Source organism: Burkholderia stabilis, assembly GCF_001742165.1.
In the GTDB taxonomy this organism is placed as follows: Bacteria; Pseudomonadota; Gammaproteobacteria; order Burkholderiales; family Burkholderiaceae; genus Burkholderia; species Burkholderia stabilis.
Genome location: NZ_CP016442.1, coordinates 3,049,711 through 3,074,733 on the forward strand (window position 1 = coordinate 3,049,711; position 25,023 = coordinate 3,074,733).

Below are 25,023 nucleotides of genomic sequence, written 5' to 3' on the forward strand. Positions count from 1 at the left end.
GCGCGTGACGCGGGCGTGCCGCGCTCACTCGCCCATCACGATCCCTTCGCGCCGCGGGTCCGCGCCGCCGAGCCACACCGTCTGCCCCTGCACGTTCAGCCGCTGGATGCCCTGCAGCCCCGAGTTCATCTCGACCACCTGCACGTCGTGCCCGCGGCCCTTCAACCCGTCGGCGAGCGCCTCCGACACGCGGCCGCGCTCGAGCTGCGTCGGCCCGTTCATCGACCCGAAGTTCGGCAGCGCGATCGCCTGCTGCATCGTCATGCCCCAGTCGAGCACGCCGACCAGCGTCTTCGCGACGTGATTGATGATCGCGGGGCCGCCGGCCGAGCCGACGATCATCGTCACCTGCTTCGTCTTCTTGTCGAACACGAGCTCCGGCGACATCGCCGAGCGCGGCCGCTTGCCGGCCTGCACGCGGTTCGCGACCGGTTTGCCGTTGTCGTTCGACACGAACGAGAAATCGGTGAGCTGGTTGTTCAGCATGAAGCCGCGCACCATCAGCCGCGAGCCGAACGCATCCTCGATGCTGGTCGTCATCGACAGCGCCTGGCCGTAACGGTCGACGATCGCGATGTCGGACGTCGACGGCAATTCGGGGCTGCGGTCGTCGGCCATCGCGAGCGTCGCGCCCTGCGGCGTGCCGGCCTGCGCGACGCCCATGCTGCTGTCGCCGATCAGGCGTGCGCGCTGCGCGAGGTAAGTCTTGTCGGTGAGGCTCGCCCAGTTGCCGCCCGGCAGCGGCGCGAAATCGGGATCGGCGACATAGCGCGCGCGGTCCGCGTACGCGAGGCGCCCGGCTTCGCTGAACAGGTGCGCGGCGAACGGCGTTGGCTCATAGCCGACGTCGTTGCGCACCGGCTTCTGCGCGCCGATCTGCTGCCAGTCGGGCATCGCTTCGAGGATGCCCAACATCTGCGCGATCGCGAGGCCGCCCGACGACGGCGGCGGCATCCCGCAGACGACCGAGCGCCGGTAGTCGGCGCACAGCGGCGCGCGCACCTTCGCCTTGTAGCGTGCGAGATCCTGAAGCGACAGCAGGCCCGGGTTGGTCGGGTGCTTGCGCACCTTCGTGACGATGTCGCGTGCGATCGCGCCGGTGTAGAACGCGTTCGCGCCGCGCTCGGCGACCTGGCGCAGCACGGTCGCGAGCGCAGGGTTCTTCAGCACCGTGCCGGCCGCCTTCGGCGTGCCGTCCGCGTTGTAGAAGTACGCGCGCGCGGCCGGGTCGTTCTTCAGGTATCGGTCGTTCGCGATCAGCGTCGCGAGCCGCGGGCTGATCGTGAAGCCGTGTTCGGCGAGCCGGATCGCGGGCTGGAACAGCCGTCGCCACGGCAGCTTGCCGTGCGCGCGGTGCGCGGCGTCGAGCATGCGCAGCACGCCCGGCGTGCCGACCGAGCGCCCGCCGACGACGCCTTCGTAGAAGTTCATCGGCTGGCCGGTCGGGCCGTAGAACAGGCGGTCGGTCGCGGCGGCCGGCGCGGTTTCGCGGCCGTCGTACGCCTGCGTCGCCTTGCCGTCGAAGTACAGCATGAACGCGCCGCCGCCGATCCCCGACGATTGCGGCTCGACGAGCGCGAGCACCATCTGCGTTGCGATCGCGGCGTCGATCGCGGTGCCGCCGGCCTTCAGCATCTCGTAGCCGGCTTGCGTCGCGAGCGGGTTCGCGGCCGCGATCATGAAGTGCTGCGAGGTCCAGCCCGGCTTGTCGGTCCAGCCGGACGACTGCTCGGGCGCGTGCATGCCGGGCAGCGGCGCGGCGGCGCCCGATGCGGCGGCGACCGGGACGACGGCGCCCGACGGCGCGGACGGGGACGTGCAGCCGGCGTTGAACGCGACGAGCGCGACGGCGGCGAGCAGCGTCCAGGGACGCGAATGCGGACGAATCCGGTCGAACATTGAACCCTCGGCAGCAGTGAATTCGAAGGCGGCGGCCGCGCTCCGTGCCGGCCCCGGCGCGCTATTGTCGCCGCGCGGCCGGCGGATTGTCATCCGACAGGAAACCCTGACGCATCCCGCCGGGCCCGCCCCGGCCGGTCTTTCCGGCCTGTTCGAGGATGAACTCTATGAAGGTCGAGGTCGCGCGCGTGTGGTGCCGGTTCGGCATGTAGAGCATGTACATGTGCGTGCCGAAGATGCTGAGCCGGTACGCGTCGAGCGACGTGACGACGGTGCCGCGCCGGATGTCGTCCTGCATCACGTAGTCGGGCACGATGCCGACGCCGATCCCCGCGAGGATCGCTTGGCGCAGGAACAGGAAGTTCTCCGAAATCAGCGCCGGCTCGAGCAGCACTTCGTGCCGTTCGTCGCCGAGATACGCGGCGATCCTGAGCTGGCGGCCCATCACCGTCGCGGTGACGACCGGCGCGGCGGCCAGCGCGCCGAGGCTCGCGGGCATCCCGTGCGCGGATGCGAACGCGGCCGATGCGCAGGCGACGTAGCGCACCGCGCCCATGTCGCGCGCGACGAGGTTCTGCGGCGGTTCGGGCATCACGCGCACCGCGATGTCGATCTCGTCGCGCATCAGGTCTTCCACGCGGTTCTCGAACACGACGTCGAGCACGATGCCCGGATGCAGCCGCTTGAACGCGAGCAGCCATTCGGACATCACCATCTGCCCGTAGCCGCTCGGCACCGACAGCCGCACGCGGCCCTGCAGGTCCTGGCCGAGCGTCGTCACCGATTCCTGCGCGGCGAGCAACTCGTTGCGGATGCGCCGGCCGTGCTCGTACAGCTTCAGCCCGATCTCGGTCGGCTCGATGCGTCGCGTCGTACGCCGCACGAGCTGCTGGCCGATCGAGCGCTCGAGCTGATTCAGCCGGTAGCTGACGTTCGCGCGGCTCATCTTGAGCCGCTGCGCGGCCTTGCTGAGATTGCCGGCGTCGAGGATCTCGACGAGCAGCGTCAGCGCGTTCATGTCCATCCCGTGTCTCCTGATCCGTCCCGTTTAACGGTCGGAAAGCATCCAGTGTCAAGTCAGACTTGACAGCTTGTAAAAGCGTGCGGGAATTGTCAATGAATCTGGATCAATCGAGAATCGGGTCATGCCCGGCGAATGCGCCGGATCGTTTCCCGCGTCGCGCGGGACCGGATCGGGAGCCCGCCGCCGGCCGGTTCCGCGGCTCCCGCCCGGCGTACAGCATCTGGAGACACGATGAATTCGACTGCTTCCCCCGACACCCCCGGATTCGGCACCGTCACACGCGAGCGCCGCGACAAGGTGCTCGTCGTCACGATCGACCACCCGCCCGTCAACGCGCTGTCCGCCGACGTGCGGCGCGGCCTCGCCGACGCGCTCGATGCCGCACAGGCCGACGACGCGATCCGCGCGGTGTTGATCGTCGGCGCCGGCCGCAATTTCATCGCGGGCGCCGATATCCGCGAATTCGGCAAGCCGCCGGTGCCGCCGTCGCTGCCCGACGTGTGCGAGCGGATCGAGTCGAGCGCGAAGCCGGTCGTGGTCGCGCTGCACGGCGCGACGCTCGGCGGCGGCCTCGAAGTCGCGCTCGCCGCGCATTACCGGCTCGCGGTGCCCGGCACGAAGCTCGGGCTGCCCGAAGTCACGCTCGGCCTGTTGCCCGGTGCGGGCGGCACGCAGCGCGCGCCGCGCCTGATCGGCGCGAAGGCCGCGCTCGACCTGATGCTGACGGGCCGTCACGCGAGCGCCGACGAAGCGCTCGCGCTCGGCCTCGTCGACCGCGTCGCGCACAGCGACGACACGCTCGCCGAAGGGCTCGCCTATGCGCAGGAACTCGTGTCGCTCGGCGCGCCGGCGCGCCGCACGCGCGATGCGCAGGGGCTTGCCGATCGCGCAGCCGCGCAGGCCGCGATCGATGCGGCGCGCGCGGAACTGCCGAAGAAGTCGCGCGGGCTGTTCTCGCCGGCGAAGATCGTCGACGCGGTCGAAGCCACGCTCGCGCTGTCGTTCGACGCGGGGATGAAGCTCGAACGCAGCCTGTTCCTGCAGTGCATCGACAGCCCGCAGCGCGCGGGCCTCGTGCATGCGTTCTTCGCGGAACGTGAAGCGGCGAAGGCGCCCGAGGCGCGGCGCGCGAGCGCGCGCCCGGTCGAGCGGATCGGCGTGGTCGGCGGCGGCACGATGGGGGCGGGCATCGCGGTTGCGGCGCTCGATGCCGGGCTGCCGGTGACGATGATCGAACGCGACGAAGCGTCGCTCGCGCGCGGCCGCGCGCACGTCGAGAAGGTGTACGACGGCCTCGTCGCGAAAGGGCGGATGACGCCGGCCGCGCACGCGGCGCGGCTCGCGCGCTTCAAGGGCAGCACGTCGTACGACGCGCTTGCGCAGGCCGACGTCGTGATCGAGGCCGTGTTCGAGGACATGGCCGTGAAGCAGGCCGTATTCGCCGAACTCGCACGCGTGTGCAAGCCGGGCGCGGTGCTCGCGACCAACACGTCGTATCTCGACATCGACGAGATCGCCGCGAGCATCGACCGGCCGGCCGACGTGATCGGCCTGCATTTCTTCTCGCCGGCCAACGTGATGAAGCTGCTCGAGATCGTCGTGCCGGCGCATGTCACAGCCGACGTCGTCGCGACCGCGTTCGCGCTCGCGAAGCAACTGAAGAAGACGCCGGTGCGCGCGGGCGTGTGCGATGGCTTCATCGGTAACCGGATTCTCGCCGTCTATCGCACGGCGGCCGACACCCTGATGGAAGACGGCGCGTCGCCGTACCAGATCGATCGCGCGGTGCGCGAATTCGGCTTCCCGATGGGGCCGTTCCAGGTGGTCGATCTCGCCGGCGGCGACATCGGCTGGGCGACCCGCAAGCGCCGTGCGGCGACGCGCGACCCGCGCGCGCGTTACGTCGAAATTTCGGACCGGCTGTGCGAGCGCGGCTGGTTCGGGCAGAAGACCGCGCGCGGCTACTACCTGTATCCGGACGGCGCGCGCATCGGCACGCCGGACCCGGAAGTCGACGCGATCGTCGCCGCGGAGCGCGCGAAGAAGGGCATCACGCCGCGCACGTTCACCGACGACGAGATCATGCGCCGCTACCTCGCCGCGATGATCAACGAAGGCGCGAACGTCGTGCACGAGAAGATCGCGCTGCGCCCGCTCGACGTCGACGCGGTGTTCCTGTACGGCTACGGCTTTCCGCGCTATCGCGGCGGCCCGATGCACTACGCGGACACGCTCGGCCTCGCCAATGTGCTCGCCGATATCCGCGCGTTCGCGAAGGAAGACCCGCTGTTCTGGAAGCCTTCGCCGCTGCTCGTCGATCTCGTCGCGCGCGGCGCCGATTTCGCGAGCCTGAACCGCATCGACTGAACGCCAACCGCCTACGCAACGGACCGAAGATGGACCTCAATTTCACTCCCGAAGAGGAAGCGTTTCGCGCCGACGTGCAGCGCTTCCTGCAAGCCGAACTTCCCGAGCGCATCGCGCGCAAGGTGAAGGGCGGCCTGCATCTCACGCGCGACGACATGCGCGAATGGCACGCAATCCTCAACGCGCGCGGCTGGCTCGCGAGCCACTGGCCGCGCGAGTACGGCGGCCCCGGCTGGAGCGTCGCGCAGAAGTTCCTGTTCGACAACGAATGCGCGCTCGCGGGCGCGCCGCGCATCGTGCCGTTCGGCGTGAACATGCTCGGCCCCGTACTGATCAAGTACGGCAACGAAGCGCAGAAACGCCACTGGTTGCCGCGCATTCTCGACGGCACCGACTGGTGGTGCCAGGGTTACTCGGAGCCGGGCGCCGGTTCCGATCTCGCGTCGGTGAAGACGAGCGCGGTGCGCGGCCTCGACGCGCAGGGCGAGCACTACATCGTGAACGGCCAGAAGACGTGGACCACGCTCGGCCACTACGCGAACATGATCTTCTGCCTCGTGCGCACCGCGACCGACGTGCGCAAGCAGGAAGGCATCAGCTTCCTGCTGATCGACATGAACACGCCGGGCGTCGACGTGCGCCCGATCATCACGCTCGACGGCGAACACGAGGTGAACGAGGTGTTCTTCACCGACGTGCGCGTGCCGGCGGAAAACCTCGTCGGCGAAGAGAACCGCGGCTGGACCTACGCGAAATTCCTGCTCACGTACGAGCGCACCAACATCGCCGGGATCGGCTTCTCGACGGCCGCGCTCGACCGGCTGCGCGCGGTCGCCGCGAAGGTGACCAAGAACGGCAAGCCGCTCGCGGACGATCCGTTCTTCGCGGCGCGCATCGCGCGCGTCGAGATCGAGCTCGAGAACATGCGCACGACCAACCTGCGCGTGCTGGCCGCAGTCGCGGGCGGCGGCGCGCCGGGCGCGGAAAGCTCGATGCTGAAGATTCGCGGCACGCAGATCCGTCAGGAGATCACGTCGCTGATGCGGCGCGCGATGGGGCCGTACGCGCAGCCGTTCGTCGACGAAGCGCTCGACGCGGATCACGACGTCGAGCCGGTTGGCCCGGACGACGCCGCGAGCGCCGCGCAGCAGTACTTCAACAACCGCAAGCTGTCGATCTTCGGCGGCTCGAACGAGATCCAGAAGAACATCATCGCGAAGATGATGCTCGGGCTGTAACGAGGAACGCGACGATGGATTTCCAGCACACAGAAGACCGCCGGATGCTGGCGGACACCTTGAACCGCTTCATCGCCGAACAGTACCCGTTCCCGGTGCGCGATCGCATCGCGCAGTCGGCCGAAGGCTTCGATCGCGCGATGTGGCAGCGCTTTGCCGAACTCGGCACGGTCGGCGCGCTGTTCGCGGAGGCCGACGGCGGCTTCGGCGGCGCGGGCTTCGACATCGCCGTGGTGTTCGAATGCCTCGGGCGCGGGCTCGTCGTCGAGCCGTTCCTCGGCGCGCTGCTGGCCGGCCGCGCGCTGTCGCTCGCGGGCGGCGACGCGCATCGCGAGAAGCTCGCGGCGCTGATCGACGGCAGCGCGAGCGCCGCGTTCGCGCACGACGAGCCGGGCTCGCATTACGAACTGACGACCGTGCGCACGCGCGCCGAACGCGCGGGCGACGGCTGGGTGCTGACGGGCGCGAAGGGCGTCGTCGACCAGGCCGCGCAGGCGGCGTTCTTCGTCGTCAGCGCGCGCGTGTCGGGCCATGACGACGATGCGGCCGGCATCGGCCTGTTCGTCGTGCCGGCCGATGCGCCGGGCGTGTCGCTGCGCGACTACCGGAAGATCGACGGCGGCCGTGCGGCCGAGGTGCGTTTCGACGGCGTCGCGCTGCCGGCCGACGCGGCGCTCGGCGCGCCTGACGGCGAAGCGGGCGCGGCGCTGCTCGAACGCGTGCTCGGTTACGGGCTGCTCGCGCTGTCGGCGGAAGCGCTCGGCGCGATGGACGTCGCGAAGGAACACACGCTCGAATACCTGCGCACGCGCAAGCAGTTCGGCTTGCCGATCGGCAGCTTCCAGGCGCTGCAGCACCGGATGGCCGACCTGCTGCTCGAAGTCGAGCAGGCGCGCTCGGCCGTGATCAACGCGGCCGCGCAGCTCGATGCGCCGCACGCGGTGCGCGAACGCGCGCTCGCCGCGGCCAAGTACAGCATCGGCCGCATCGGCACGCTCGTCGCCGAGGAGAGCATCCAGCTGCACGGCGGGATCGGGATGACGTGGGAGCTGCCGCTGTCGCATTACGCGAAGCGCCTCGTGATGATCGATCACCAGCTCGGCGACGAGGATCACCATCTCGCGCGCTACATCGCGTTGTCGAAACAGTAAAAGCGCAAAGCGCGAATGGAGGAGACAAGGATGACGAACGAATCGCGCGCGCTGCCGCTCGCCGGCGTGAAGGTGCTCGATTTCTCGCGCGTGCTCGCGGGCCCGTGGTATGCGATGGTGCTCGCCGATTTCGGCGCGGAGGTGATCAAGGTCGAGCATCCGGCGCGCGGCGACGACACGCGCGACTGGGGGCTGCGGATCGGCGATACCGAGACGACCTACTTCAACAGCGTGAACCGCAGCAAGCGGTCGATCTGCCTGGACCTGCAGACCGAGGACGGCCAGCGCCTCGCGCGCGAGCTGGCCGCGCAGGCCGACGTGGTGCTCCACAACTTCAAGTTCGGCGGTGCGGAAAAGCTCGGCCTCGGCTACGACGCGCTGGCCGAACTGAATCCGCGCCTCGTGCACTGCGCGATCTCCGGCTATGACCGCTCGGGCGCCGAGGCCGCGCGGCCCGGCTACGACCTCGTCGTGCAGGGCGAGGCCGGGCTGATGGCGCTGAACGGCGAGGCCGGCCAGCCGCCGCTGAAGTTCGGCGTCGCGGCAGTCGACCTGTTCACCGGCATGTATTCGGCGCAGGCGATCCTGGCCGCGCTGTACGAGCGGCATGCGACCGGGCGCGGGCGGCGCATCGAGATGGCGCTGTTCGACTGCGGGCTGATGATCACCGCGTACTACGGGCTCGATGCGCTGCTGATGGGCGAGGACCCGCCGCGCTACGGCAACGCGCATCCGTCGATCGTGCCGTACGGCGTGTTCGACGCGGCCGATGGTCCGCTCGTGATCACGGTCGGCAACAACACGCAGTTCGCGCGCTTCTGCGACGCGATCGAGCGCCCCGATCTTGCGGCCGATGCACGTTACAAGACCAACCTCGGCCGCTCCGAGAACCGTGCCGAACTGCTGCCCGAGATTCGCCGCGAACTCGCACGCCGTTCGCGCGCGACGCTGCTCACGGCGCTCGCCGACGCGGGCATTCCGTGCGGCGAAGTGCTCGGTCTGCACGAGGCGCTGACGTCGGAGCGCGCGACGCGCGCGGGGCTCGTCACGCGGCAGCCGCATCCGGTCGCGGGCGGCGTCGACGTGCTCGCGCCGCCGTATCGCTTCGACGGCGCGCGGCTGCCGGTGCGCGGCGCGCCGCCGGTGCTCGGCGCGGATACGGACGCGGTGCTCGGCGGCTGGCTCGGGCTGTCGGCCGACGCTGTCGCGCGGCTGCGCGCGGATCGCATCGTGTAACGCGGTTTCGCCGCCGCGGCGCGGGCGGAACGGTTGACGCGCCGGCCATTGACAAGACAAGCCTCGCGAAACGACGAGGTGCCCTGCGGGGACCAGAGTAAGGCGCTGAAGCGTCAACTCCGGTCGACCGCGAAGCATGGGACCCGAGTACGCGCTGAAGCGCCAACCCCGGTCAACTCAGGAGACACCATGGAGCTTTCCGTCATCGAATCGGTCACGGCGCGCCGCGACTACCAGCAGCTCGTGCGCGCGCAGCGCCGCTTCAGCTTCACGCTGACGGCGCTGATGATCGCGACTTATTACGGCTTCATCCTGCTCGTCGCGCTCGCGCCGCACGTGCTCGCGGCGCCGCTGTATCGCGGCGCGACGACGACCGTCGGGATCGCCGCGGGCGTCGCGATCATCCTGGTCGCGATCGGCCTGACCGCGAGCTACGTGCTGCGTGCGAACCGCGCGTTCGATCGCCGGATCGACGCGATCCTCGAAACGTCGTGACGGAGGCCGACATGCGACGCACATTCCTCGCGCCCGGCGCGCTTGCCGTTCCCGTTGCTCTCGTTTCCTCCGCCGCGCATGCGGTATCCGTCGCGGGCCCGATGCCCGACAAGGTCGAGCTGAACCCGGTCGCGATCGGGATGTTCTTCGCGTTTGTGTTCGCGACGCTCGCGCTCACGCGCTGGGCCGCGCGCCGCACGCGCTCGACGCGCGACTTCTATACGGCCGGCGGCGGCATCACCGGGCTGCAGAACGGGCTCGCGATCGCGGGCGACTACATGTCGGCCGCGTCGTTCCTCGGGCTGTCGGGGATGGTGTTCATGTTCGGCTTCGACGGGCTCATCTACTCGATCGGCTTCCTGGTCGGCTGGCCGTTCGTGATGTTCCTGATCGCCGAGCCGCTGCGCAACCTCGGCAAGTTCACGTTCGTCGACGTCGTCGCATACCGCTTCGCGCAGCGGCCGATCCGGCTGCTGACCTCCGCGAACGCGCTGACGATCGTCGTGCTGTACCTCGTCGTGCAGATGGTCGGCGCGGGCAAGCTGATCCAGCTGCTGTTCGGGCTGTCGTACGGCACGGCCGAGCTGATCGTCGGCGTGCTGATGGTCGTCTACGTGTTCTTCGGCGGAATGACCGCGACCACCTGGGTGCAGGTGATCAAGGCTGTGCTGCTGCTGTGCGGTGCGACGCTGCTCGCGTTGCTCGCGCTCGGCGAATTCGGCTTCAGCGTCGACGAGATGTTCCGCCGCGCGGTGGCCGTGCATCCGGGCGCGCTCGGCATCATGGGGCCCGGCAAGCTGATCCGCGATCCGGCCAACGCGCTGTCGCTCGGCATCGCGCTGATGTTCGGCACGGCCGGCTTCCCGCACATCCTGATGCGCTTCTTCACGGTGCCGAACGCGAAGGAGGCGCGCAAGTCGGTGCTCTACGCGACCGGCTTCATCGGCTACTTCTACCTGCTGACCTTCGTGATCGGCTTCTCGGCGATCGTGCTGCTCGCGCAGCATCCGGAATTCTTCCGGCTCGCCGCGAACGGCACGTTCAACCTGACGCACGACCTGCTCGGCGGCTCGAACATGGTCGCGGTGAAACTCGCGCAGGCGGTCGGCGGGAACTGGTTCTACGGCTTCATCGCGGCCGTCACGTTCGCGACGATCCTCGCGGTGGTCGCGGGCCTGACGCTCGCCGGCGCGACGACGATCTCGCACGACCTTTACGCGCAGATGTGGGCGCGCGGCAAGCCCGACGAGCGTCTGGAGATGCGGATCTCGCGCGCGGCGACGATCGCGCTGTCGGCCGTCGCGATCGGGCTGTCGATCCTGTTCGAGCACGTGAACGTCGCGTTCATGGTCGGGCTCGTCGCGGCGGTGGCCGCGAGCGCGAATTTCCCGGTGCTCGCGATGTCGATCTTCTGGCGCGGGATGACGACGCGCGGCGCGGTGCTCGGCGGCGGCCTCGGCCTCGTGTCGGCGGTGACGCTCACGGTGCTGTCGAAGTCGGTGTGGGTCGACGTGCTGCACCACGCGCACGCGCCGGTGTTCCTCGACAACCCGGCGCTCGTGTCGGTGCCGCTCGCGTTCATCGGGATCGTCGTCGGCTCGCTCGCGGATCGCGGCGAGCGCGCGCGGCGCGAGCGCGACGCGTTCGCGCAGCAGGAGTTCTACGCGCAGACGGGCCTGCTCGCCGGCAAGGCCGTGCAGCACTGATTCATCTGATGAAAGCGCCGATCCGTCCGGATCGCCGGACGGATATTTTCCGGAAATCCGGAATCCCGGATTTCCTTGCCTGCCGCATTATGAGAAATACAATGAAAACAACGGCTTGAGGGGTGTCCGGAACCTGGCATCGACCTTGCAATATAAATGGCACGGCCGTCCCCCGGCCTCAACTACTACAGCAAGGAGACAATCGATGACCACTGCCTTCCTCCCCCTCCGGACGTCTTGAGGCATCGCTTGTTGCGGCACGGCAGCCGCGCAGGCGAATGGCGTTTCCCCTGACATTCGCCTGCGCGCGTGACGCCGTTTCCATCGGCTCATCTACCTTCAGCAGGAACCATCGTGAAGAAGAAACCCTTCTACAAAGTGCTCTATGTGCAGGTGATCTTCGCCATCATCGTCGGCGTGATCCTCGGCCACTACTACCCGTCGATCGCCACCGACATGAAGCCGCTCGGCGACGGCTTCATCAAGCTGATCAAGATGGTGATCGGCCCGATCATCTTCTGTACCGTCGTCACCGGCATCGCCGGCATGGAGGACATGAAGAAGGTCGGCCGCGTCGGCGGCAAGGCGCTGCTGTACTTCGAGATCGTGTCGACCTTCGCGCTGGTGCTCGGCCTCGCGGCCACGCACATCCTGCGTCCGGGCGTCGGCTTCAACATCGATCCGGCGACGCTCGACGGCAAGGCCGTCGCGTCGTACGCGGCGAAGGCGCACGGGCAGTCGACGGTCGACTTCCTGATGCACATCATCCCGAACACGATGGTCGACGCGTTCGCGCAGGGCGAAATCCTGCAGATCCTGCTGATCGCGCTGCTGTTCGGCAGCGTGCTCGCGCACCTCGGCGAGCGCGGCAAGGTCGTCACCGACTTCATCGACGGGCTCACGCGCGTGCTGTTCGGTATCGTGCACATCGTCACGAAGCTGGCGCCGATCGGCGCGTTCGGCGCGATGGCGTTCACGATCGGCAAGTACGGCGTCGGCTCGCTGGTGCCGCTGCTCAAGCTGATCGGCACGTTCTACCTGACGTCGGTCGTGTTCGTGCTGGTCGTGCTCGGCACCATCGCGCGCTTCACGGGCTTCTCGATCATCCGCTTCGTGTCCTACATCAAGGAAGAGCTGCTGATCGTGCTCGGCACGAGCTCGTCGGAAGCCGCGCTGCCGCAGCTGATGGAAAAGCTCGAGAAGGCAGGCTGCTCGCGCTCGGTCGTCGGCCTCGTCGTGCCGACCGGCTATTCGTTCAACCTCGACGGCACCAACATCTACATGACGATGGCCGTGCTGTTCATCGCGCAGGCGACCAACATCGAACTGACGTGGATGCAGCAGCTCACGCTGCTCGCGGTCGCGATGCTGACGTCGAAGGGCGCGAGCGGCGTCACGGGCGCGGGCTTCATCACGCTCGCGGCGACGCTGGCCGTCGTGCCGACGATCCCGCTGTCGGGCATGGTGCTGATCCTCGGCATCGACCGCTTCATGAGCGAATGCCGCGCGCTGACGAACATCGTCGGCAACGGCGTCGCGACGGTCGTCGTGTCGGCGTGGGAGAAGGAGCTCGACCGCAACAAGCTGCGCCAGGCGCTGAAGGGCGGCGGCGAGGTCGCGGCGACCGAGACGGCCGGCGTCTGACGTCATGAAGGAGCAGGCGGCGGCACCGCCCGCCGGCGGTACGGCGCGCGGCGGGGATGCGGGGGCCTATGACACAATAGGCGATCCGCATCGCCAGGAAGCCCCGACCGTGACGCGCCGCCTGCTCATCCTCGTCGTGCTTGCCGCCGCGCTCGCCGCGGCATGCACGCTCACGTGGACGATCACCTGGCGGCGCGGCGTCGCCGAACTGCAGCGCAACGCCGCGGTGCGCGTCGACCGCACCACCAACGCGCTCAAGAGCACGCTCGACCGCTACGAGTCGCTGCCCTATCTGCTCGGCAGCCATCCGTACGTGCAGGACCTGCTCGCCGAGCCGAAGCGCGGCGACTACACCGCCCGCGCGAACCGCTATCTCGAAGATCTCAACGAACACGCGCACGCGACCGTCACCTACGTGATCGGCGCGGACGGCCTGTGCGTCGCCGCCAGCAACTGGCGCACGCCCGAGAGCTTCGTCGGGATCGAATACCGCTTCCGTCCTTACTTCATCGACGCGATGGGCGGCCAGGTCGGCCGCTTCTTCGGGATCGGCACGATCTCGCGCGATCCCGGCTACTACATCTCGCAGCCCGTGTGGCGCGACGGCAAGATCGCGGGCGTGGTCGTCGTGAAGCTCAACCTCGAATGGTTCCAGGGCGCCGATGCGTCCGAGCCGCTCGTCGTCGCGGACGATCACGGCGTCGTGTTCCTGTCGTCGGTGCCCGCGTGGAAGTACCACACGCTGCGCCCGTTGACGGGGCCGGTTGCCGCATCGATCTACGAGACGCGCCAGTACGCGCAGCAGCCGGTCACGCCAGTGCCGCTGCGCGTCGAGCAGGTGCTCGGTGCCGATGCCGAGATCGTGCGCCTCGGGCCCGGCCGGCGCGCGCCGCGCTTCCTGGCCAGCAAGCGCCGGATCGGCGAGCCCGACTGGCTGCTCGTCACGCTCGCGCCGATCGCGCCCGTCGACGCCGATGCGCGCAACGCGACGATCGTCACGGGTTTCGGCTTCGTGTCGGTCGCGCTGCTCGCGTTCTACTGGCGGATGCGGCGCGCGCGCGTGCGCGAGATGATCCGCGGCCGCGCGCTGCTGCAGCAGGCGTACGCGGAGCTGAACCGGCGCGTCGAAGAACGCACGGCCGACCTGTCGGAGGCGAACGAGCAATTACAGAAGGAAGTCGGCGACCGGATTCGCGCGGAGCAGGAGCTGCGCGCCGCGCACGACGAACTGATCCAGGCGAGCAAGCTCGCCGCGCTCGGCCAGATGGCGGCCGGCATCACTCACGAACTGAACCAGCCGCTCGCGGCGCTGCGCAGCTTCTCGGACAACACGCGCGTGCTGCTCGATCGCGGCGAGCAGGCGGCCGCGCGCGAGAACCTCGAAGCGATCGCCGCGCTCACCGAGCGGATGGGCAAGATCACGAACCAGCTGAAGCTGTTCGTCGGCCGTGCGAAGCCGCGCAACGAGCGGGCGCTCGTCGTGCGCGCGCTGCGCAGCGTCCTGTCGCTGCTCGGCGACCGCCTGCGCGGCGTCGCGCTCACGCTGACGCTGCAGGATTCGACCGTGTCGCCCGCGCAGGACGCGCCGCTCGATCTGGCGCGCGACTATCCCGAACTCGTCGCCCGCTGCGAGGATCTGCGCCTCGAACAGGTGCTGATCAACCTGCTCGGCAACGCGCTCGACGCGGTCGCGGGCGTGGCCGCGCCCGCGATCGAGGTGACGATCGCGGTGTCGGCCGCGACGCTCGCGATCGAGGTGCGCGACAACGGCGCCGGCATCGCGCCCGAGCTGCTGCCGCGCCTGTTCGAACCGTTCTTCACGACGAAGGAAATGGGGCGCGGGCTCGGGCTCGGCCTCGCGATCTCGTCGTCGATCGCAAGCGACGCGGGCGGTGCGCTCACCGCGCGCAACGCGCCGTCGGGTGGCGCGCTGTTCGTCTTGACGCTGCGGCGCGCGCGCACGCATCATCCGGACTCCGTGTCCGAGCCGGCGGGCTCGCGCTAGCCCGCCGCCCGGTCGACCGGCATCAACGACGCCGCGTGCGCTGCCGCCGCGCGGCCCGTCAGGAGCAAGTGAATACGATGGCCAACCGGCTGCAAGTGATCTATATCGAAGACGACGCGCTCGTTCGCCGGGCGAGCGTGCAGAGCCTGCAGCTCGCGGGGTTCGACGTCGTCGGTTTCGAGTCGGCCGAAGCGGCCGAGAAGGCGATCGTCGCCGAACCGGCCGGGGTGATCGTCAGCGACATCCGGCTGCCCGGCGCGAGCGGACTCGACCTGCTCGCGCAATGCCGCGAGCGCGTGCCCGACGTGCCGGTGATCCTCGTCACCGGGCACGGCGACATCTCGATGGCCGTGCAGGCGATGCGCGACGGCGCATACGACTTCATCGAAAAACCGTTCGCGGCCGAGCGCCTGATCGAGACGGTGCGCCGCGCGCTCGAACGGCGCGAGCTCGTGCTCGAGAACCACGCGCTGCGGCGCGAGCTGGCCGGGCAGAACGTCGTCGCGCCCCGCATCATCGGCCGCAGCCCGGCGATCGAGCAGGTGCGCAAGCTGATCGCGAACGTCGCGCCGACCGACGCGTCGGTGCTGATCAACGGCGACACGGGCGCGGGCAAGGAACTGATCGCGCGCAGCCTGCACGAGCTGTCGCCGCGCCGCGACAAGCCGTTCATCGCGGTGAATTGCGGCGCGTTGCCCGAGCCGATGTTCGAGTCGGAGATGTTCGGCTACGAGCCCGGCGCGTTTACCGGCGCCGCGAAGCGCCGGGTCGGCAAGCTCGAATACGCATCCGGCGGCACGCTGTTTCTCGACGAGATCGAAAGCATGCCGCTCGCGCTGCAGGTGAAACTGCTGCGCGTGCTGCAGGACGGCGTGCTGGAGCGGCTCGGCTCGAACCAGCCGATCCGCGTGAACTGCCGCGTCGTCGCGGCGGCGAAGGGCGACATGAGCGAGCTCGTCGCGGCCGGCACATTCCGGCGCGACCTGCTGTACCGGCTCAACGTCGTGACGATCGCGCTGCCGCCGCTGGCCGAGCGCCGCGAGGACATCGTGCCGCTGTTCGAGCATTTCATGCTCGACGCGGCCGTGCGCTACGGGCGGCCCGCGCCGGTGCTGACCGACCGGCAGCGCGCGAGCCTGATGCAGCGCGACTGGCCGGGCAACGTGCGCGAGCTGCACAACGCGGCCGACCGCTTCGTGCTCGGCGTGGCCGACATGCCGCAGGAAACGGGCGCGAGCGCCGACGAGGCCGACAACGAGCAGACGCTGAAGGAGCGCATCGAGCAATTCGAGCGCGCGGTGATCGCCGAGGCGCTGAACCAGACGGGCGGCGCGGTCGCCGCGACGGCCGACCGCCTGCATGTGGGCAAGGCGACGCTGTACGAGAAGATGAAGCGCTACGGGTTGTCGGCGAAAGGCGAAACCGAGCGCTGAAAAGCAAACGGACCGCGGAACCGGGCTGGCCGGTCGTGCGGTCCGTTGTCGGGGAAGGGCGGTGTGCGGGGCCCTTCGGTCCGGTATCGCGCGGCGCTCAGGCCGCGTTGCTGTCGAGCGCCTTCTTGAGCAGCGCGTCGAGTTCCGCGAATTGCGGCGCGCCGACATAGCGCTTCAGGATCTTGCCGTTCTTGTCGACGACGAACGTGGTCGGCGTGAGCTGCACGTTGCCGAACTGCTTCGCGACGCTGCCGTCGTCGAGTGCGACCTTGAACGGCAGCTGGCGGGTTTGCGCGTAGTTGGCGACGTACATCGGCGGATCGTAGTTCATCGCGACCGCGACGAATTCCAGCCCCTGACCCTTGAAGCGGTTATAGGTATCGACCATCTGCGGCATTTCCTGCATGCAGGTCGCGCAGCTCGTCGCCCAGAAGTTCACGAGATAAACCTTGCCTTTCAGGTCGCCTGCGGTCGAGACCTTCTGGCCCGACAGCAGCGTGAACGTTGCGTCCGGCACGCTGGACTTGCCGTTGAACGCGAAGAAGCCGGCTACGGCGATGGCCGCGACGACGACGGCGGCGACGATGTAGCGGGTGGGGCCGGCGCTGCGGCGGGCGGGAGGCGTGGTGTTCATCTTCGGTGCTCTCGGAGTCGGTCGATGACGCGGATCAATGCAAAGGACGTCGAAATTCGGCGCTCATTTTAGCGCGAATGCGGCGTGCGCACCGGCGGCGGTTACACATCCCGGTTTTCACGTTCGGCGGATAATGCCCGTTTTTGCCAGCCCGACCCACGCCATGCCGAAGGAAGTCATCGATCCGTTGCGCCCCCTTTTTCGTTCGCTGCGACACTTCGCCGCGCTCGCCTGCGCGAGCGTCGCGCTGGTCGCGTGTTCGCCGTCGTACGACTGGCGCACGCTGCACAACGACGCCGGCTATACGATCGACCTGCCGGCCAAGCCGACCGTCGAGGAGCAGCCGGTTGCGATCGGCGGCGCGTCGATGCCGATGCGGATGCAGGCCGCCCACGTCGATGGCGCGGTGTTCGCGGTCGGCACGTTGACGCTGCCCGATGACCGCGACGAAACGCGCCGCGCAGCGCTCGATTTTTTGCGCGCGGGGCTGTCCCGCAACCTCGACGGCACGCCGCAAACGGCTTCGGTGCCGGTGCCGCTCGCGGCCGGCGGCGCGGTGAACGGGCTCGAGCTGCGCATCGCGGGCGCCGCCGCCGGCGGCGATCGCTCGCGCAAGACGATCGTCGCGCGGCTCGTCGCGCGTGGCCGGCACGCGTACCAGGCGGTCGCGATCGCCGACGGGCCGCTTGCCCAGGAGCAGCTCGACCAGTTTTTCGGCTCGTTCAAACTCGACTGACGACGGCCGGCGAGGGCGCTCCGACACTGTGTGACAACTGAAAGTTCGTTCGCAGCTTTCGACGCTAATCGCCGGATTTTGCGGGGGTTTTTCGACTATCCACAGCGCATGTGGATAACTTTGTTGAAAAGTAGGCCACATTTCCCGCCAAGCCGCGCCGGACGGCCTTCCGGCCCGTTTGACCGTTCGCTTGCATCTTGTGAAAAATCAATAAAAACAACGAGATACGGATTTCGGGATGAATGGGTGCCGGCGAGTCGCAATCCGGGGCCGGATTCGTGAAATTGTGCATAAGTCAAGTCTTGACAGCCGGATTTTGTCCTCCGAGGGCGATCAGAGCGCCGTCAAGGCGCGCCGGTAGCGGATCGCTTCGGCGATCTGCGCGGCCGTCGGCAGCGGGTCGCCGGCCAGGTCGGCGATCGTCCGCGCGACCTTCAGCACGCGGAAATACGCGCGCGCCGACCAGCCGAAGCGCTCGCCAGCCTCGCGCAACAGCCGCTCGCCTTCATCCGTCGGCCGGCACAGGTCGTCGGTCTCGCGGCCGCTCAGCATGTGATTCGTCTTGCCCTGCCGGCCGAGCTGCAGTGCGCGCGCCTGCGCGACCCGCGCGGCCACCGTGGCGCTCGACTCGCCGGGCGCGGTCGCGCGGGTCGAGAGTTCGGCCGGCGACAGCGCGGGCAGGTCGATCTGGATGTCGATGCGGTCGAGGAGCGGCCCCGACAGCTTGCGCAGGTAGCGTGCGGCGACGTCCGGCGAACAGCGGCAGCGCCCGGACGGATCGCCATGCCAGCCGCACGGGCACGGGTTCATCGCGGCGATCAGCTGGCACGCGGCCGGAAAGTCGGCTTGCTGGGCCGCGCGCGAGATCGTGATGCGGCCGGCTTCCAGCGGCTCGCGCAGCATCTCGAGCACGTGGCGGTCGAACTCCGGCAACTCGTCGAGGAACAGCACGCCGAGGTGCGCGAGCGTGATCTCGCCCGGCTGCGGCGGATTGCGGCCGCCGACCAGCGCGGCGGCGCTCGACGAGTGATGCGGCGCGCGGAATGGCCGCCGGCGCCACTGCGCGGGCGAAAAGCCGAGACGGCTCGCGGAAAGGAGGGCGGCGGACGTCAGCGCCTCGTCGTCGGTCAGCGGCGGCAGGAGGCCGGCCAGCCGCGCGGCCAGCATCGACTTGCCGGCCCCTGGCGGCCCGACCATCAGCATGTGATGGCCGCCCGCCGCGGCGACTTCCAGCGCGCGCCGGGCGCCGCGCTGGCCGATCACGTCCGCGAGATCGGGCGCGGCCGGCGCCGGCAGCCCGTCGAGGCACGGCGCCGCGACCGGCTCGAGGCGCCCGTCCGGTGTACCGGCGAGGTGCGCGCACAGCGCGGGCAGGTCGCGCGCGCCGAACACGGTGACGCCCGGCACGAGCGCGGCTTCAGCCGCGCTGTCGAGCGGCAGGTACAGCTCGGGTGCGCGCAACGTTGCCGCCGGGCAGGTCGCTTCGGCGGAATCGGGGCCAGAATCCATCCCTGAAGTTGAGCCGACGGTGCCCGCCTGCCAGTCCCGCGCTGCGCCGCACGCCATCGCGAACGCGCCGCGCATCGGCCGCAGCGCGCCGGTCAGCGACAGTTCGCCCGCGAATTCGCGGCCGGCCAGCGCGTCGGCCGGGATCTGGCCGTTCGCGGCAAGGATGCCGAGCGCGATCGGCAGGTCGAACCGGCCCGATTCCTTCGGCAGGTCGGCCGGCGCGAGGTTGACGGTGATGCGGCGCACCGGAAATTCGAATCCGCAGTTCTGCAGCGCGGCGCGTACGCGCTCGCGACTCTCGCGGACTTCGAGATCGGGCAGGCCGACGATCGAGAACGACGGCAACCCGTTGGCAAGGTGGACTTCGACGGTGACGTCCGGCGCACGGCCGGACGCGGGCGCGCGACTGCGCACCACGGCGAGCGACATGGAGGCTCCTGTAAACGAGGCGGGCGACGGCCGTTCGGGGCCGCATGCCGCGGAAAGCGGAGAAATCGGTGCGCGCTTGCCGGCGTGGCGCGGGGGAAAGAACGAGGCACTGCTGAACGACAGACTGCGAAGAGCGGAGGACTACGAAGAGCGGGGAACTGCGAAGAGCGATGGACTGCGAGGAACGACGGACGACGAAGAACGGCGAAACGGTTTCGGCGGTGGGCGCGGGTCGCGCGAGGCGGCCCGCGCCCGGACCTTGCGGTCGGTTACGGGGCCGTCAGGCCTGCGGCGCTGCGAGCTTCTGCTCGAGTTCCGCGACGCGCTTTTCGAGTTCCTCGAGGCGCACGCGGGTGCGGGCGAGCACCTGTGCCTGCGTGTCGAATTCCTCGCGCGTGACGAGATCGAGTTTCGAGAAGCCTTGCGACAGCATGGCCTTCACGTTGCGCTCGACGTCCTTGGCCGGCGAGTTTTTCAGCAGGTCGCTGACGCGCGACTGCAGATCGTTGAAAACGTCGCTGGGTTGCTTCATGTGATTTCCTTCCTTGCACAAAAATTGTGCATCTTCAGTTGCGTACGTGCCCATGATGCACGCATGACCGGAAATGGTGCGCCGGGAGCGCGAATTCCGGGCATGGCGCCCGCATGGGTGAATGTCCCTGCGATCCGGGACGTGCGTGCACTCTAGCAACGTTCCTTTCGCCGCGCCAGCAAACCGGGCCATGTTGGCCATTCGGCCGGGCTTCCGCGCCTTACACCACGGGATGCGACCCCGTTCCAGAGCCCTTCGAGACGGCGCTCGGACGAACATGGCATGCGAGTTGCTGAGAAGAGTCCGTTACAACATTCCAACCAATTCGACGGGACAACCCAGCGAGAGGACTTCATGAAACTCATTACCGCAATCATCAAGCCGTTCAAGCTCGATGAGACACGCGAAGCGCTGTCGGCGCTCGGAGTCTCGGGCATCACGGTGACGGAGGTGAAAGGGTTCGGGCGCCAGAAGGGGCACACCGAGCTGTACCGCGGCGCCGAATACGTGGTCGATTTCCTGCCGAAGATGAAGATCGAGGCGGCCGTGTCCGACGATCTCGTCGACCAGGCGGTCGAGGCGATCGAGCGGGCCGCGCGTACCGGCAAGATCGGCGACGGCAAGATCTTCGTCACGCCGATCGAACAGGTGATCCGGATTCGCACCGGGGAGACCGGCGCTGACGCGCTGTAACAGAACAGACAAGACAAGCGACAAGAGGAAACCCAAGATGCGCAAACTTCTGATGTCCCTGCTGATGGCCGGCTCGCTGATCGCGGCCGGCGTCGGCCCCGCGCTCGCCGACGACGCGGCGTCCGCCGCGGCTGCGTCCGCACCCGCCGCAACGGCTTCCGATGCATCGTCCGCCGCTGCGCCCGCCGCATCGGCGCCGGCCGCAACGGATGCCTCCGCCGCCGCGGCAGCCGCCCCGGCTTCGGGCGCCGCCGACGCATCGGCCGCTGCCGCCGCATCGGCACCGGCCGCACCCGCCGCGCCGACCGCGCCGTTCTCCGTCGATTCGTCGAAGATCAGTGCGGGCGACACCGCGTGGATGCTGACCTCCACCGCGCTCGTGCTGTTCATGACGATCCCCGGCCTCGCGCTGTTCTACGCCGGCATGGTCCGCAAGAAGAACGTGCTCGCGACCGTGATGCAGAGCTTCGCGATCACCGCGGTGATCACGGTGCTGTGGACGGTGGTCGGCTACAGCCTCGCGTTCACGCCGGGCAACGGCTTCATCGGCGGCCTGTCGCGCGCGTTCCTGCACGGAATGAATTACATCCACGGCGACAAGGCGACGACGCTGACCGTCAGCCACCTCGCGCCGACGATTCCGGAATCGGTCTACTTCGTCTACCAGATGACGTTCGCGATCATCACGCCGGCGCTGATCTGCGGCGCGTTCGCCGATCGCATGAAGTTCTCGGCGATGCTCGTGTTCATGACGCTCTGGTCGCTGATCGTCTATGTGCCGATCGCGCACATGGTGTGGGAACCGACCGGCTGGCTGTCGTCGGACGGCGTGCTCGACTTCGCGGGTGGCACCGTCGTGCACATCAACGCCGGTATCGCAGGCCTCGTGTCGTGCCTGGTGCTCGGCAAGCGCGTCGGTTACGGCCGTGAATCGATGGCGCCGCACAACCTCGTGCTGACGATGATCGGCGGCTCGATGCTGTGGGTCGGCTGGTTCGGCTTCAACGCGGGCTCCGCAGTCGCGGCCGACGGCCGTGCCGGCTTCGCGATGCTGACCACGCAAGTGGCGACCGCCTGCGCGGCGCTCGGCTGGATGTTTGCCGAGTGGATCGCGAAGGGCAAGCCGTCGGTGCTCGGCATCGTGTCGGGCGCGGTCGCGGGTCTCGTCGCGATCACGCCGGCCGCCGGCTTCGTCGGCGTGACGGGCGCACTCGTGATCGGTATCGCGGCGGGCGTCGTGTGCTTCTGGTCGGCCACGTGGCTCAAGTCGAAGCTCGGCTACGACGATTCGCTCGATGCGTTCGGCGTGCACGGTGTGGGCGGGATTCTCGGCGCGCTGCTGACCGGCGTGTTCGCGGTCAAGGACATCGGCGGCGCCGACGGCAGCCTGCTGCTGCAGGCCAAGGGCGTGCTGATCACGCTGGTCTACAGCGGCGTGCTGAGCTTCGTGCTGCTGAAGCTGATCGACCTGACGATGGGCTTGCGCGTGTCCGAAGAGGAAGAGCGCGAAGGCCTCGACGTGATCCTGCACGGCGAGCATGTCGAATAAGTCATAAGGATGGACGGCGGGCCGCCGCGACGACGGCGCCCGTCACGAATGAGCGCAGCGACTTCGGCCCGCCCCACCCGGCGGGCTTTTTTTCTCCTGCCGCCTGCTGCCGTAGCGCATAACCCTGCGCGCTATCGGGTCAATAGCCGAAAACTTCCTCCAAACCCTTGCGAAGCCGGGAACAATCCCCAAATGGGCAGGGCAATTGCTCTACAATCTTCATTCTCCCGCTCGCGAGTGATTCATGGTTCCCCACCTCGTTACCGCGTTGAATGGTCCGCTGCTCGAACTCGAGCAGAAGATCCTCGACGCGACGCCTGCGATCGAACGCTGGTTCAGGCTCGAATGGCAGGAACATACCCCGCCGTTCTATTGTTCGGTGGACCTGCGCAATGCCGGCTTCAAGCTGGCGCCCGTCGACGCGAACCTGTTTCCCGGCGCGTTCAACAATCTGCCGTCCGAAGTGCTGCCGCTCGCCGTGCAGGCCGCGATGGCCGCGATCGAAAAGATCTGCCCTGACGCGAAGAACCTGCTCGTGATTCCCGAGCTGCCGACCCGCAACGCGTTCTACCTCGAAAACGTCGCGCGCCTCGCGACGATCATGCGCCAGGCCGGCCTGAACGTGCGCTTCGGCTCGCTCGACCCGAGCATCACCGACATGACGCCGATCACGCTGGCCGACGGCCAGAAGATCGTGCTCGAACCGCTCGAGCGTTCGCAGCGCCGCCTCGGCCTGAAGAATTTCGACCCGTGCTCGATCCTGCTGAACAACGACCTGTCGGCCGGCATCCCGGGCGTGCTGGAAAACCTGCACGAGCAATACCTGCTGCCGCCGCTGCACGCGGGCTGGGCCGTGCGCCGCAAGTCGACGCACTTCTCGTGCTACGACGACGTCGCGAAGAAATTCGCGAAGATGGTCGGCGTCGATCCGTGGATGGTGAATCCGTATTTCGCGCACGTGGAAGGCGTCGACTGGCAGGCGCATGAAGGCGAGCAGGCGCTCGCCGACGCGATCGACGGCGTGCTGAAGAAGATCGCGCGCAAGTACCGCGAATACGGGATCAGCGAAAAGCCGTACGTCGTCGTGAAGGCCGACGCGGGCACGGCGGGGCGCGGCGTGATGACCGTGCACGACGCGGCCGAGATCGGCCGCCTGTCGAAGGCCGAGCGCGCGCAGATGGCCGAATCGAAGGCCGGCCTCGCGGTGCGGGACGTGATCGTGCAGGAAGGCGTCTATACGTTCGAGCGCGTCGGCGACGAAGTCGCGGAGCCCGTCGTGTACATGATCGACCGCTACGTGGTCGGCGGTTTCTACCGCACGCACGGCGGCCGCGAGCGCGACCAGAACCTGAACGCGCCCGGCATGCACTACGTGCCGCTCGGCTTCGAGCACACCGCGCTGCCGGATGCCGGCGCCAAGCCGGGCGCCGCGCCGCCGAACCGTTTCTACATGTACGGCGTCGTCGCGCGACTGGCGCTGATCGCGTCGTCGATCGAACTGGAAAAGACCGATCCCGAAGCCATCCAGGTGTAACGGACCTTCGCTACGTACAGGACCTCATGGACATTCTCTTTATCGCCGACCCGCTCGAGCACTTCAAGATCTACAAGGATTCGACCTACGCGATGATGGCTGAGGCCGCGCGGCGCGGGCATGCGGTGTACGCATGCGAGCCGCGTCACCTCGCGTGGACGGGTTCCGCGGTCGAGGCCGACGTGCGGCGCATCACGTTCGTCGGTGAGCTCGACGATCTCCATCGCGAGACCTGGTTCGAAGCCGGTCCGTCCGACGCACGCCGCCTCGAATCGTTCGGCGCGGTGCTGATGCGCAAGGATCCGCCGTTCGACATGGAGTACGTGACGTCGACGTGGCTGCTCGAGCTGGCCGAGCGCGCGGGTGCGCGCGTGTTCAACAAGGCGCAGTCGATCCGCGACCATTCCGAGAAACTCGCGATCGGCGAGTTTCCGCAGTTCGTCGCGCCGACGCTCGTCACGCGCGACGCGAAGCGGCTGCGCGCATTCCACGCCGAGCACGGCGACGTGATCCTGAAGCCGCTCGACGGCATGGGCGGGATGGGCGTGTTCCGCGTGAAGCCGGACGGCATGAACCTCGGCTCGATCGTCGAAATGCTGAGTCACGACGGCACGCGTTCGGTGATGGCACAGAAGTTCATCCCCGAGATCAAGGCCGGCGACAAGCGCATCCTGCTGATCGGCGGCGAGCCCGTGCCGTATTCGCTCGCGCGGATTCCGCAGGGCAGCGAGGTGCGCGGCAATCTCGCCGCGGGCGGGCTCGGCGTCGCACAGCCGCTGACCGCGCGCGATCGCGAGATCGCCGCAACGCTCGGCCCCGTGCTGGCATCGCGCGGGCTGCTGCTGGTCGGCCTCGATGCGATCGGCGACTGGCTGACCGAGGTGAACGTCACGAGCCCGACGTGCTTCCGCGAGATCATGGAGCAGACGGGCTTCGACGTCGCCGCGATGTTCATCGACGCGCTGGAGTGTGCGGCCGCGTAGGCCGCTTCCCGCGCAACCCCGGCGGCGGCCGCGCAGGTCCCCCGTCGCCGGAGCAGCTTGACCGGCCTGCTACAATGCCCGCTTGCCAGGCGCCGTGATCGGCGCGCCGAAGGCCCGGCGGTCGGGCCGAAACTGTTGCAAGGCTGAACATGAAACGTCTCCCACACTCGCTACGCTCTTTGCCCCGCCGCGGGGTGTCGGCCCGCCAGGGGCGGCCGGGAGCGAA

19 protein-coding genes are annotated in these 25,023 nt (G+C 68.6%); 14 read left to right on the plus strand and 5 right to left on the minus strand.

What is annotated here, in order from left to right; genetic code table 11:
• Window positions 1–24: 24 nt before the first annotated feature.
• On the minus strand, window positions 25–1,899 hold the full coding sequence (gene ggt, locus BBJ41_RS14235) for a gamma-glutamyltransferase (protein ID WP_069746928.1): 1,875 nt from the start codon (window positions 1,897–1,899) through the stop codon (window positions 25–27).
• 61 nt (window positions 1,900–1,960) lie between these two features.
• Window positions 1,961–2,923, minus strand: a complete 963-nt coding sequence (locus BBJ41_RS14240; protein WP_069746929.1) for a LysR family transcriptional regulator — start codon at window positions 2,921–2,923, stop codon at window positions 1,961–1,963.
• A gap of 231 nt (window positions 2,924–3,154) precedes the next feature.
• Here BBJ41_RS14240 and BBJ41_RS14245 point away from each other — a divergent pair, with 231 nt between their 5' ends.
• The 9 genes from BBJ41_RS14245 to BBJ41_RS14285 all read left to right on the plus strand — a co-directional run bounded on the left by BBJ41_RS14245 (window position 3,155) and on the right by BBJ41_RS14285 (window position 16,198).
• Window positions 3,155–5,290, plus strand: a complete 2,136-nt coding sequence (locus BBJ41_RS14245; protein ID WP_069746930.1) for a 3-hydroxyacyl-CoA dehydrogenase NAD-binding domain-containing protein — start codon at window positions 3,155–3,157, stop codon at window positions 5,288–5,290.
• A gap of 29 nt (window positions 5,291–5,319) precedes the next feature.
• Complete coding sequence (locus tag BBJ41_RS14250; protein ID WP_069746931.1) at window positions 5,320–6,528, plus strand: acyl-CoA dehydrogenase family protein; 1,209 nt, start codon at window positions 5,320–5,322, stop codon at window positions 6,526–6,528.
• Between the two features lie 14 nt (window positions 6,529–6,542).
• A complete protein-coding gene (locus tag BBJ41_RS14255) occupies window positions 6,543–7,679 on the plus strand; it encodes an acyl-CoA dehydrogenase family protein (RefSeq protein ID WP_069746932.1) in 1,137 nt (378 codons plus the stop codon).
• Between the two features lie 30 nt (window positions 7,680–7,709).
• A complete protein-coding gene (locus BBJ41_RS14260; RefSeq protein WP_069747709.1) occupies window positions 7,710–8,915 on the plus strand; it encodes a CaiB/BaiF CoA transferase family protein in 1,206 nt (401 codons plus the stop codon).
• 189 nt (window positions 8,916–9,104) lie between these two features.
• The gene (locus tag BBJ41_RS14265; RefSeq protein ID WP_069746933.1) at window positions 9,105–9,410 is read left to right on the plus strand and encodes a DUF485 domain-containing protein; all 306 of its coding nucleotides are present in this window, start codon (window positions 9,105–9,107) and stop codon (window positions 9,408–9,410) included.
• 11 nt (window positions 9,411–9,421) lie between these two features.
• On the plus strand, window positions 9,422–11,116 hold the full coding sequence (locus tag BBJ41_RS14270) for a cation acetate symporter (RefSeq protein WP_069747710.1): 1,695 nt from the start codon (window positions 9,422–9,424) through the stop codon (window positions 11,114–11,116).
• Between the two features lie 354 nt (window positions 11,117–11,470).
• Window positions 11,471–12,760: a dicarboxylate/amino acid:cation symporter gene (locus BBJ41_RS14275; RefSeq protein WP_069746934.1), complete on the plus strand. Its 1,290-nt coding sequence runs from the start codon at window positions 11,471–11,473 to the stop codon at window positions 12,758–12,760.
• A gap of 4 nt (window positions 12,761–12,764) precedes the next feature.
• Window positions 12,765–14,765, plus strand: coding sequence for a sensor histidine kinase (locus BBJ41_RS14280; protein WP_069746935.1), 2,001 nt, complete (start codon window positions 12,765–12,767; stop codon window positions 14,763–14,765).
• Between the two features lie 77 nt (window positions 14,766–14,842).
• Window positions 14,843–16,198, plus strand: a complete 1,356-nt coding sequence (locus BBJ41_RS14285) for a sigma-54-dependent transcriptional regulator (protein WP_069747711.1) — start codon at window positions 14,843–14,845, stop codon at window positions 16,196–16,198.
• Window positions 16,199–16,295: 97 nt separating this feature from the next.
• Here the strand turns inward: BBJ41_RS14285 and BBJ41_RS14290 are convergent, their stop codons facing one another.
• A complete protein-coding gene (locus BBJ41_RS14290) occupies window positions 16,296–16,832 on the minus strand; it encodes a TlpA disulfide reductase family protein (protein WP_069746936.1) in 537 nt (178 codons plus the stop codon).
• 163 nt (window positions 16,833–16,995) lie between these two features.
• Between BBJ41_RS14290 and BBJ41_RS14295 the strand changes: the two genes are divergently transcribed.
• A complete protein-coding gene (locus tag BBJ41_RS14295; protein WP_069746937.1) occupies window positions 16,996–17,568 on the plus strand; it encodes a hypothetical protein in 573 nt (190 codons plus the stop codon).
• A gap of 333 nt (window positions 17,569–17,901) precedes the next feature.
• Here the strand turns inward: BBJ41_RS14295 and BBJ41_RS14300 are convergent, their stop codons facing one another.
• Both BBJ41_RS14300 and BBJ41_RS14305 read right to left on the minus strand, forming a co-directional pair.
• A complete protein-coding gene (locus BBJ41_RS14300) occupies window positions 17,902–19,506 on the minus strand; it encodes a YifB family Mg chelatase-like AAA ATPase (protein WP_069746938.1) in 1,605 nt (534 codons plus the stop codon).
• Window positions 19,507–19,786: 280 nt separating this feature from the next.
• The gene (locus tag BBJ41_RS14305) at window positions 19,787–20,038 is read right to left on the minus strand and encodes an accessory factor UbiK family protein (protein ID WP_006489451.1); all 252 of its coding nucleotides are present in this window, start codon (window positions 20,036–20,038) and stop codon (window positions 19,787–19,789) included.
• 354 nt (window positions 20,039–20,392) lie between these two features.
• On the opposite strand from BBJ41_RS14305, the gene BBJ41_RS14310 reads away from it, so the two are divergent.
• From BBJ41_RS14310 to gshB, 4 genes are all read left to right on the plus strand, one after another.
• Window positions 20,393–20,731 (plus strand): P-II family nitrogen regulator, encoded by a 339-nt coding sequence (locus BBJ41_RS14310; protein WP_006398175.1) that lies wholly within the window; start codon window positions 20,393–20,395, stop codon window positions 20,729–20,731.
• Between the two features lie 37 nt (window positions 20,732–20,768).
• The gene (locus tag BBJ41_RS14315) at window positions 20,769–22,280 is read left to right on the plus strand and encodes an ammonium transporter (protein WP_069746939.1); all 1,512 of its coding nucleotides are present in this window, start codon (window positions 20,769–20,771) and stop codon (window positions 22,278–22,280) included.
• Window positions 22,281–22,524: 244 nt separating this feature from the next.
• Entirely contained in the window at window positions 22,525–23,814 is a 1,290-nt protein-coding gene (gene gshA, locus BBJ41_RS14320) for a glutamate--cysteine ligase (protein WP_069746940.1), read from the plus strand.
• Between the two features lie 26 nt (window positions 23,815–23,840).
• Complete coding sequence (gshB, locus tag BBJ41_RS14325; RefSeq protein ID WP_069746941.1) at window positions 23,841–24,797, plus strand: glutathione synthase; 957 nt, start codon at window positions 23,841–23,843, stop codon at window positions 24,795–24,797.
• Window positions 24,798–25,023 lie beyond the last annotated feature (226 nt).

What these genes read in the sequence shown, in the direction of transcription:
- ggt (WP_069746928.1), bottom strand. Translation starts at nt 1,899, where the DNA reads ATGTTCGACCGGATTCGTCCGCATTCGCGTCCCTGGACGCTGCTCGCC.
- BBJ41_RS14240 (WP_069746929.1), bottom strand. Translation starts at nt 2,923, where the DNA reads ATGGACATGAACGCGCTGACGCTGCTCGTCGAGATCCTCGACGCCGGC.
- BBJ41_RS14245 (WP_069746930.1), top strand. Translation starts at nt 3,155, where the DNA reads ATGAATTCGACTGCTTCCCCCGACACCCCCGGATTCGGCACCGTCACA.
- BBJ41_RS14250 (WP_069746931.1), top strand. Translation starts at nt 5,320, where the DNA reads ATGGACCTCAATTTCACTCCCGAAGAGGAAGCGTTTCGCGCCGACGTG.
- BBJ41_RS14255 (WP_069746932.1), top strand. Translation starts at nt 6,543, where the DNA reads ATGGATTTCCAGCACACAGAAGACCGCCGGATGCTGGCGGACACCTTG.
- BBJ41_RS14260 (WP_069747709.1), top strand. Translation starts at nt 7,710, where the DNA reads ATGACGAACGAATCGCGCGCGCTGCCGCTCGCCGGCGTGAAGGTGCTC.
- BBJ41_RS14265 (WP_069746933.1), top strand. Translation starts at nt 9,105, where the DNA reads ATGGAGCTTTCCGTCATCGAATCGGTCACGGCGCGCCGCGACTACCAG.
- BBJ41_RS14270 (WP_069747710.1), top strand. Translation starts at nt 9,422, where the DNA reads ATGCGACGCACATTCCTCGCGCCCGGCGCGCTTGCCGTTCCCGTTGCT.
- BBJ41_RS14280 (WP_069746935.1), top strand. Translation starts at nt 12,765, where the DNA reads ATGAAGGAGCAGGCGGCGGCACCGCCCGCCGGCGGTACGGCGCGCGGC.
- BBJ41_RS14285 (WP_069747711.1), top strand. Translation starts at nt 14,843, where the DNA reads ATGGCCAACCGGCTGCAAGTGATCTATATCGAAGACGACGCGCTCGTT.
- BBJ41_RS14290 (WP_069746936.1), bottom strand. Translation starts at nt 16,832, where the DNA reads ATGAACACCACGCCTCCCGCCCGCCGCAGCGCCGGCCCCACCCGCTAC.
- BBJ41_RS14295 (WP_069746937.1), top strand. Translation starts at nt 16,996, where the DNA reads ATGCCGAAGGAAGTCATCGATCCGTTGCGCCCCCTTTTTCGTTCGCTG.
- BBJ41_RS14300 (WP_069746938.1), bottom strand. Translation starts at nt 19,506, where the DNA reads ATGTCGCTCGCCGTGGTGCGCAGTCGCGCGCCCGCGTCCGGCCGTGCG.
- BBJ41_RS14305 (WP_006489451.1), bottom strand. Translation starts at nt 20,038, where the DNA reads ATGAAGCAACCCAGCGACGTTTTCAACGATCTGCAGTCGCGCGTCAGC.
- BBJ41_RS14310 (WP_006398175.1), top strand. Translation starts at nt 20,393, where the DNA reads ATGAAACTCATTACCGCAATCATCAAGCCGTTCAAGCTCGATGAGACA.
- BBJ41_RS14315 (WP_069746939.1), top strand. Translation starts at nt 20,769, where the DNA reads ATGCGCAAACTTCTGATGTCCCTGCTGATGGCCGGCTCGCTGATCGCG.
- gshA (WP_069746940.1), top strand. Translation starts at nt 22,525, where the DNA reads ATGGTTCCCCACCTCGTTACCGCGTTGAATGGTCCGCTGCTCGAACTC.
- gshB (WP_069746941.1), top strand. Translation starts at nt 23,841, where the DNA reads ATGGACATTCTCTTTATCGCCGACCCGCTCGAGCACTTCAAGATCTAC.